Source organism: Nonomuraea sp. NPDC050691, assembly GCF_040654455.1.
GTDB lineage: Bacteria > Actinomycetota > Actinomycetes > Streptosporangiales > Streptosporangiaceae > Nonomuraea.
Genome location: NZ_JBFAIA010000021.1, coordinates 70,622 through 78,052, shown reverse-complemented (window position 1 = coordinate 78,052; position 7,431 = coordinate 70,622). Strand labels below are relative to the sequence as shown.

Below are 7,431 nucleotides of genomic sequence, written 5' to 3'. Positions count from 1 at the left end.
GCACGTTGTCGACGTCGCGGTGGCGACGCTGGCCGAAGCCTACGCGGACGCGCGCCGCGACCTGGTCCGCCGCGAAGAGACACTGCGCCGCGAACTGATCGACGACCTCCTGCGCGGCGACTCAGACCTCGGCGCCCTGGTGGAACGCGCCGAGCCGTTCGGGCTCGACCTCGCCCGCGTCCACCAGGTCGCCCTCGCCGCACCAAGCCGGCGGCTGCCCGACGCCGACACGGCGATCAGTGCTCTGGAGGCGGTCATGTTCGACCGGCTCGGGGATCGCGATGTGCTCGTCGCGACCAAGGAGGGTCTTCTCGTCGTGCTGGCACCCGCCGGTCCTGCCCTGGCCGGCCGGGTGCCGCCGACCGCCGATCCCGGCAACGACCTCGGGCTGCTCATGCATCGTGAGCTCAGCCGCCTGCCCCGCGGGCGGCCTTGGCGGGTCGCGGTGGGCCGTGCTCACCCCGGCCTGTACGGCATCGCCCGCTCCTACGCGGAGGCCCGCGAAGCGCTCACCATGGCCGGCCGGCTACGCGTCGACACCCCGGTCGTCGACGCCCACGACCTGCTCATCTACCGGGTCCTGCTCCGCGACCAACCCGCCATCGTCGACCTGGTGAACGCTGTGCTCAGCCCGCTGCTGCAGGCCCGCGGCGGCGCCCAGCCGCTCCTGGCCACCCTGGAGGCCTACTTCGAAACCGGCGAGGTGGCCACCGAATCGGCCAAGCGGCTGCACGTGTCGGTGCGCACCGTCACCTACCGATTGAACCGGGTCAAGACGCTGACCGGCTACAACCCGGCCGATCCTGCTCACCGCTTCACCCTGCAAGCAGCGGTGCTCGGCGCCAAAGTGCTCGACTGGCCGAAGCAGCCCTTGCCCACGCCGGCTTAGGGTGCCCGCTTGCCGGCCATCGCCCGGACGGCGGGAAAGGAATGGATCGTCCACGGCTGTGTTCATGGCTCGACCAGGCCCGCTCTGATGGCATGGCGGGTCAGTTCCAGCCGGTCGCGTAGGCCGAGCTTGGCCAGGATGTTGGCGCGGTGCCGCTCGACGGTCTTGACGCTGATCACCAGCAGGTCGGCGATGTCCTTGGAGGAGTGGCCCTCGGCGATGAGTTTGACGATCTCCTCCTCGCGTGGGGTGAGCAGGGTGTCGGGCACCGGCTCCCCCTGCTGGTGGCGTTGCAGGTAGTCGCGGATGAGCGCGGTGATCGCGCCCGGGTAGAAGAACGGTTCGCCGCGCATGGCCGCGCGGCAGGCTTCCAACAGGTCGCGGTCGGCCACCGACTTCAGCACGTACCCGCTGGCGCCGGCTTTGAGCGATTCGAAGAAGTACTGCTCGTTGTCGTACATCGACAGCATCAGCAGCCGGACGCCGGGCGCGCGGCGGGAGATCTCCCGGGCGGCCTGGATGCCGGTCATCCGCGGCATGGCGATGTCGAGGATGGCCAGGTCGATGTCGGCGTCGGCGCGGGTGGCCAGGTCGACGGCCTCGGCGCCGTCGCCCGCCTCGGCCACGACGCTGAGATCCGGTTCGGCGTCCAATATGAGCCGGAGCCCGTGGCGCACCAGTGCGTGGTCGTCGGCGAGCAGGATCCGGGTCGGCTGCGCTTGCATGTGTCACTCTCGCGGGTCGGTGACGGGGATGGTGAGGCGCACTCGAGTGCCATGGACGGGTGCGCCGTCGATGTCGAGGTCGGCGCCAATGAGCATGGCGCGTTCGCGCATGCCGCGGATGCCGGCGCCTTCGCGGATCGGGCCGCCGGTGCCGTTGTCGGTGATGCGCAGCACGACGGCGCCGGCTTCGGCTCGCAACGACAGTTCCACGTGTGTGGCGTGGGCGTGCCGGGCGATGTTGGTCAGGCATTCCTGCGCGATGCGGTAGATCACCAGTTCGGTGTCGCTGCTCACCTGGGGCAGCCGCGGGTCCAGCAGCCGGGTCACCGTCACGCCGCTGACTGCCGAGAAGTCGCCGGCCAGGGAGTTCATGGCGCTGATGAGTCCCAGATCCTCCAGCACCCCGGGCCGCAGCCGGCGGGCGACCTGCCGGACCTCGTCCAGGCTGGCGCGGACCGTCTCCTGCACCGCGCACAGCTCCTCCCGTAGTTCGCCAGGAGCGCGATCCAGCGCGCGTTTGAGGCTGAGCAGGACCACGGTGAGGCTCTGACCGATCTCGTCGTGCAGCTCGCGGGCGATGCGTTGGCGCTCGGCCTCCTGAGCCGCCAGGGCGTGGGCGGTGCTGGTGCTGCGTTCTGCTTCCAGGCGGTCCAGCATGGCGTTGAAGGTCGCGATCAACCTGCCCAGGTCGCCGTTGCCGCTGTGGGCGATGCGGTCACCGAAACGCAGCAGGTCGACCCGCTCCATGAGGGTGGTCAGCGCGCCGAGCGGAGCCAGGCTGGTGCGCAGCAGCAACGCGTTGGTGGTGAGCATCACCGCGAGACCGACGGCCAGGATCGGCAGCTCGTTCAGCAGGACGGGTGAGGACACCGTGGCCGGTGACAGAGCCAGCGCGGTCAGCCCGGTGGTGAAGACCAGCCCGTTGATCAGGAAGAGGCGCCAGAACAGCGCCGAAGCCGGCGAACCAGGTCCCCGGTGCGCGCGTGGGAAGGCCTGCGGGTGGTTGCTGGCTGACCGGCTCATACTCCCAGCCTCGCCAACGCGGTCGGCATCTGTCCATCGGGGGCGTACCCCATGCCCCGCGTACGCCGACGGCCCGCACCGTTCCCGTCTACATGGTTCCCACCTGCGGAAATGGGTGCCAGGCCCGATGGTGTCGTTGCCGGTCCCCGGTCCAGACTGGTAAGAGGGCGAACCCGATTGCGGGGCCGAAGGAGACGACGACGTTCGCGCCGAAGAGCACAGTCGACGGGGGATGAGGCAATGTTCACGCTGGGCGGTCGGACGACCCCTGTCTGGCAGGCGTTCACCACGGTGGAGCCCGTGGTGTGGATGCTGCTGGGCCTCTTGCTGCTGCTCGTGGTCGCCTCGCAGGCGCTGCACGTCGTCAGCGAGGACGAGCGGCTGGTGATACGGAGGCTGGGCCGCGTGACCGGGGTCCGAGGTCCGGGGCTCGTGGTCGTGTGGCCGCTGCTGGAGCGCCAGGTACGGGTATCGCTGCGGCTGGTGTGCTTGGACCTGTTCGGCAACGACGCGGTCACCCGCGACGGCGTCAGCGTGCGGGTGAAGGCCACCGCGGTGGCCGCGGTGGATGATCCCGTCCGCTTCGCCATGACCGTGGACGGCCCGCTGACGGTCACCACGATCGCCGCGGAGGGCGTGTTGCGGCGGCACATCGCCCAGCGAGACCTGGCAGAGCTTCCCGACCTGGTCACCCACGGCGGTGCGGACATGGCGGACCAGCTCAGCACGATGGCCCGACGGTGGGGGGTACACGTCACGCTGCTCCACATCACCGACATCCAAGTCCCGCTCAGGGGTGAGCTGATCGCGTGGGCCCGAGGCGGGCGGGCCGCCCTGCGGGGGGAAATCCCCCATGGATAGCCCCCGCCGAGCCGTCAAGGCGCTGGGTGGCCCTCACGGAGTGCACCGGTACGGCGATCACCCGCGACCCCGGCCGGGAAGCCGGCCACGCTACCCGCGAAAGGAGACACCGGCCGTGGACGTCACGCACACCACCGTCCCGGGCGTCGGAACCGTCCACCACTGCGACACCCGGCAAGGAGACCACCTCGCTGTCATCGTCAGCGGCGCCGGGCGACGCTCCCTGCTCTTCTACGACCGAGCCGATCCCGACACTCCGGCGCACACCGTAGAACTCGAACAGCGGGAGGCCGACCAGCTCGCCGAGCTGCTCCACAGCCGTCCCCTCGCGGACCGGCTGGCCTCGGTGGAACGACGCCTGGCCACCCTCTTCGACGCGGTTCACCGGTAGGCGGGGAATGTCCGCCGGTGGCGGGGGCGGACATGCCGCCGGCCTCACCTCAGCCCGTCACTCGCGTCCCGGGCGCCCACGCCTGAACCGGACGACGGGCGACGGGTGCCCACGACCGTCACCTGAGGATCGGAGTTCGAGGATCGCACACGCGAGACGCCTTCCCGCGGGGATGCCGCCGGCCGGTATCACGCCTGCCCCCCTCAGGTGTCGCCTGGATCCGCCGGCCGGCATGCGGGCCACGCGAGGCGAATGCCGATGAGCGCACCGGACCTGGTACTCGGCGCGCAGGGTGCCCTCCTGCTCGTCGTGGTTCACGCGCTCGCCGCTGTCGCGGCTCCGCTGCTGGTGCGCCTGTTGGGGCGGCGCGCGCTGTACGCGCTGGCGGCGGCCCCTTTCGCGGCACTGGCCTGGGCGCTGGCGCACACCGGCCAGATCCACGCCGGCACCGCCGTGGCCGGAACATACCCGTGGGTGCCGCGGCTCGGTCTCGAGTTCGCCGTCCACGTGGGAGCGCTCGGCTGGTTGATGGTCGTGCTCGTCGGCGGGATCGGCGCGCTGGTGCTGGCCTACAGCGCCCGCTACTTCGCCCCCGACGAGGACGGGCTCGGACGCTTCGCCGCGGTGTTCGTCGCGTTCGCCGGCGCCATGCTGGGCCTGGTCATCTGCGACAACCTGCTCGTCCTGTACGTGTTCTGGGAGTTGACCACCGTCTTCTCCTACCTGCTCATCGGCCACGACCCGGCCCGCCGGGCGAATCGTGTGGGCGCCATGCAGGCTCTGCTGGTGACCACGCTGGGCGGGCTGGCGATGCTGGCCGGTTTCATCATGCTCGGCCAGCGTGCCGGAACCTACCAGTGGTCGCAGATCGCCCAGATGCCGCCAGGCGGGGGCTACCTGACGGTCGCGCTGCTGCTCATCCTGGCCGGCGCGCTGAGCAAGTCGGCGATCTTCCCGTTCAGCTTCTGGCTGCCGGCCGCCATGGCCGCACCCACCCCGGTCAGCGCCTACCTGCACGCCGCGGCGATGGTGAAGGCCGGCGTCTTCCTGGCCGCGCTGATGACACCGGCGTTCGGCGAGCTGAACGTATGGCGGGCGGTGCTGCTGACCGCCGGCACGATCACGATGCTCCTGGGCGGGTGGGCGGCGCTGCGCCAGCACGATGCGAAGCTGCTGCTCGCCTACGGCACGGTCAGCCAGCTCGGCCTGCTCATGGCGGTGTTCGGCGCCGGGAGCCGCGACGCGGCGCTGGCCGGCGCGGCGATGCTGCTGGCGCACGCCCTGTTCAAAGCCGCGCTCTTCCTCGTCGTCGGCATCGTCGACCGTTCCGCCGGCACCAGGGACCTGCGTGAGCTCAGCGGTCTGGGACGGGCCGCACCGTGGCTGGCGGCGGTCGCCGCCTTGGCGGCGGCGTCGATGGCAGGGGTGCCGCCGATGGCCGGTTTCGTCGGCAAGGAGGCGGCCTTCGAGGCGCTGCTGCACGGCTCCGGCGTGGACCGTGTCGTGCTCGCCGGCTTGGTGCTCGGCTCGGCCCTCACCGTGGCCTACGCCCTGCGACTGCTGTGGGGCCTGTTCGCCGGCAAGCCCGGGGTGATCGCCACGCGACCGCGCCGTGCCGGGTGGGCGTTCGTCGGGCCGGCGGCGTTGCTGGCCGTGGCCGGGCCGGTGGTGGGCGTGTCCGCCCCGGCGGTCGGCGGGATGCTGGCCGGGTACGCCGACGCCGTGCCGGGCACCGGGGCCCCGTACCGTCTGGCGCTGTGGCACGGGTTCACCCCGGCTCTGGGATTGTCCCTCCTGGCGCTGGCGGCAGGCTCGGCCGTGTACCTGCTCGCCGGACGCCTGGCGGGCCGGGTCCGGCTGCCGATCGACGGCGCGCGTGTCTACGACCGCGTGATGGAGGGGGTGGGACGGCTCGCTGTGGAGGTGACCGGAGCCACCCAGCGCGGGTCGCTGCCGTTCTACCTCGGCGTCATCCTGCTCGCGCTGGTCGTGCTGCCCGGCGGGATGATGCTCGCCGACCGGCCGTGGCTGCGGCCGTGGCGCGCCTGGGACACCCCCGTGCAGGCGGTCGCCGCCGCCGGAGTGATCATTGCCGCGATCTTCGCCGCCCGTGCGCTGCGCCGGCTCACCGCCATGATCCTGGTCGGAGTGACCGGCTACGGCATCGCGGTGCTGTTCGTCCTGCACGGCGCGCCCGACTTGGCGCTGACGCAGTTCCTGGTGGAGACCGTCACACTCGTGATGTTCGTCCTCGTCCTGCGCCGCCTGCCGGCGAAGTTCTCCCGGCGGCCCATCCGAGCCGGCCGGCGCGGGCGCGTCGCGATCGGCGTCGCCGTCGGCGCGGTCGCCGCCGGCATGGCCTACGCCGCCACCAGCGCCCGCCAGGCGCCCCCGATCTCGGTCGCCTTTCCCGAACTGTCGGTGTCCTACGGCGGCGGCGGCAACATCGTGAACGTCACCCTGGTCGACATCCGCGCCTGGGACACGATGGGTGAGATCTCGGTGCTGGTGGCGGCCGCCACCGGCGTGGCCAGCCTGATCTTCCGCGGCGCCGGGGCGCTGCGCCGCCGCAGGGGCAGCCCGCCGGCGGCCAGAGCATCGGGGACGGGCACCTGGCTGATCACCGCCCCGGACCCGGGAACCCGACCGCAGTCGATCATCCTGCAGGTGGTCGCCCGGCTGCTGTTCCACACCATCGTGCTGTTCTCCGTCTACCTGCTCTTGTCCGGCCACAACGCGCCGGGCGGCGGATTCGCCGCCGGGCTGGTCTGCGGACTCGCGTTGACCGTGCGGTACCTGGCCGGCGACCGGGCCGAGTTGAACGCCGCGGCCCCCATCGACGCGGGCGCCGTCCTGGGCACGGGCCTGTTCGTCTCGGTCGGGACCGGCGCGGTGGCGATGCTGCTCGGCGGGCAGGTGCTGCAGAGCGCCCTGCTGGACTTCCACCTGCCGGTGCTGGGGCACGTCCACCTCGTCACGTCGGTGTTCTTCGACATCGGCGTCTACCTCATCGTCGTCGGGCTGGTGCTGGACATCCTGCGCAGCCTCGGCGCCGAGATGGACCGACAGCAGGAGCCTGCCGATGACGTCTCGACCAAGGAGGCGGTATGACGCCCAATCTCACCTATGTCGCCACGGTCGGCGTGCTGTTCGCCGCCGGCGTGACTCTGCTGCTGGAACGCAGCCTCACCCGGATCCTGATGGGGGTGATCCTGCTCAGCAACGGCGTCAATCTGCTGATCCTCATGGGCGGCCGGGCAGGCGGAGCGCCGATCGTCGGCGTCACCCCGCAGGAGCGGATGAGCGATCCGCTGCCGCAGGCGATGATCCTCACCGCCATCGTGATCACGCTCGGCATGACCGCGTTCCTGCTGGCGCTGGCCTACCGCAACTGGCTCCTCGTCGGCCATGACGAGGTGCAGGACGACGCCGAGGACCGCCGGATCGCGCGGCTCGCCGAACGGGACGAGGGGCCGGCCGCCATCGACGACGAGAACGGGGACGGCGCCGGGCCGCCCGCCCGCCGCGGCGAGGTGACGGAG

At 71.6% G+C, this 7,431-nt stretch carries 6 protein-coding genes and 1 pseudogene; 5 read left to right on the top strand and 2 right to left on the bottom strand.

Annotated elements, in window-relative coordinates; genetic code table 11:
* The coding region (locus AB0H81_RS12300; protein WP_358372945.1) for a helix-turn-helix domain-containing protein at window positions 1–889 on the top strand (889 nt) is incomplete at its 5' end.
* Between the two features lie 62 nt (window positions 890–951).
* Here AB0H81_RS12300 and AB0H81_RS12295 read toward each other — a convergent pair.
* Both AB0H81_RS12295 and AB0H81_RS12290 read right to left on the bottom strand, forming a co-directional pair.
* Window positions 952–1,614: a response regulator transcription factor gene (locus AB0H81_RS12295; RefSeq protein WP_358372943.1), complete on the bottom strand. Its 663-nt coding sequence runs from the start codon at window positions 1,612–1,614 to the stop codon at window positions 952–954.
* Window positions 1,615–1,617: 3 nt separating this feature from the next.
* Window positions 1,618–2,637, bottom strand: a complete 1,020-nt coding sequence (locus tag AB0H81_RS12290; protein WP_358372940.1) for a histidine kinase — start codon at window positions 2,635–2,637, stop codon at window positions 1,618–1,620.
* A gap of 240 nt (window positions 2,638–2,877) precedes the next feature.
* Between AB0H81_RS12290 and AB0H81_RS12285 the strand changes: the two genes are divergently transcribed.
* From AB0H81_RS12285 to AB0H81_RS12270, 4 genes and pseudogenes are all read left to right on the top strand, one after another.
* Window positions 2,878–3,498 carry an SPFH domain-containing protein gene (locus AB0H81_RS12285; protein WP_358372938.1) on the top strand — a complete coding sequence of 207 codons (621 nt, stop codon included), beginning with the start codon at window positions 2,878–2,880 and terminating at the stop codon, window positions 3,496–3,498.
* Window positions 3,499–3,613: 115 nt separating this feature from the next.
* Window positions 3,614–3,889 (top strand): hypothetical protein, encoded by a 276-nt coding sequence (locus tag AB0H81_RS12280; protein WP_358372936.1) that lies wholly within the window; start codon window positions 3,614–3,616, stop codon window positions 3,887–3,889.
* A gap of 258 nt (window positions 3,890–4,147) precedes the next feature.
* On the top strand, window positions 4,148–7,000 hold the full coding sequence (locus AB0H81_RS12275; protein WP_358372933.1) for a Na+/H+ antiporter subunit A: 2,853 nt from the start codon (window positions 4,148–4,150) through the stop codon (window positions 6,998–7,000).
* A pseudogene (locus tag AB0H81_RS12270) lies at window positions 6,997–7,403 on the top strand (Na(+)/H(+) antiporter subunit C); the annotation flags it as partial. The gene AB0H81_RS12275 and the pseudogene AB0H81_RS12270, both read left to right, overlap by 4 nt.
* Between the last annotated feature and the right edge of the window lie 28 nt (window positions 7,404–7,431).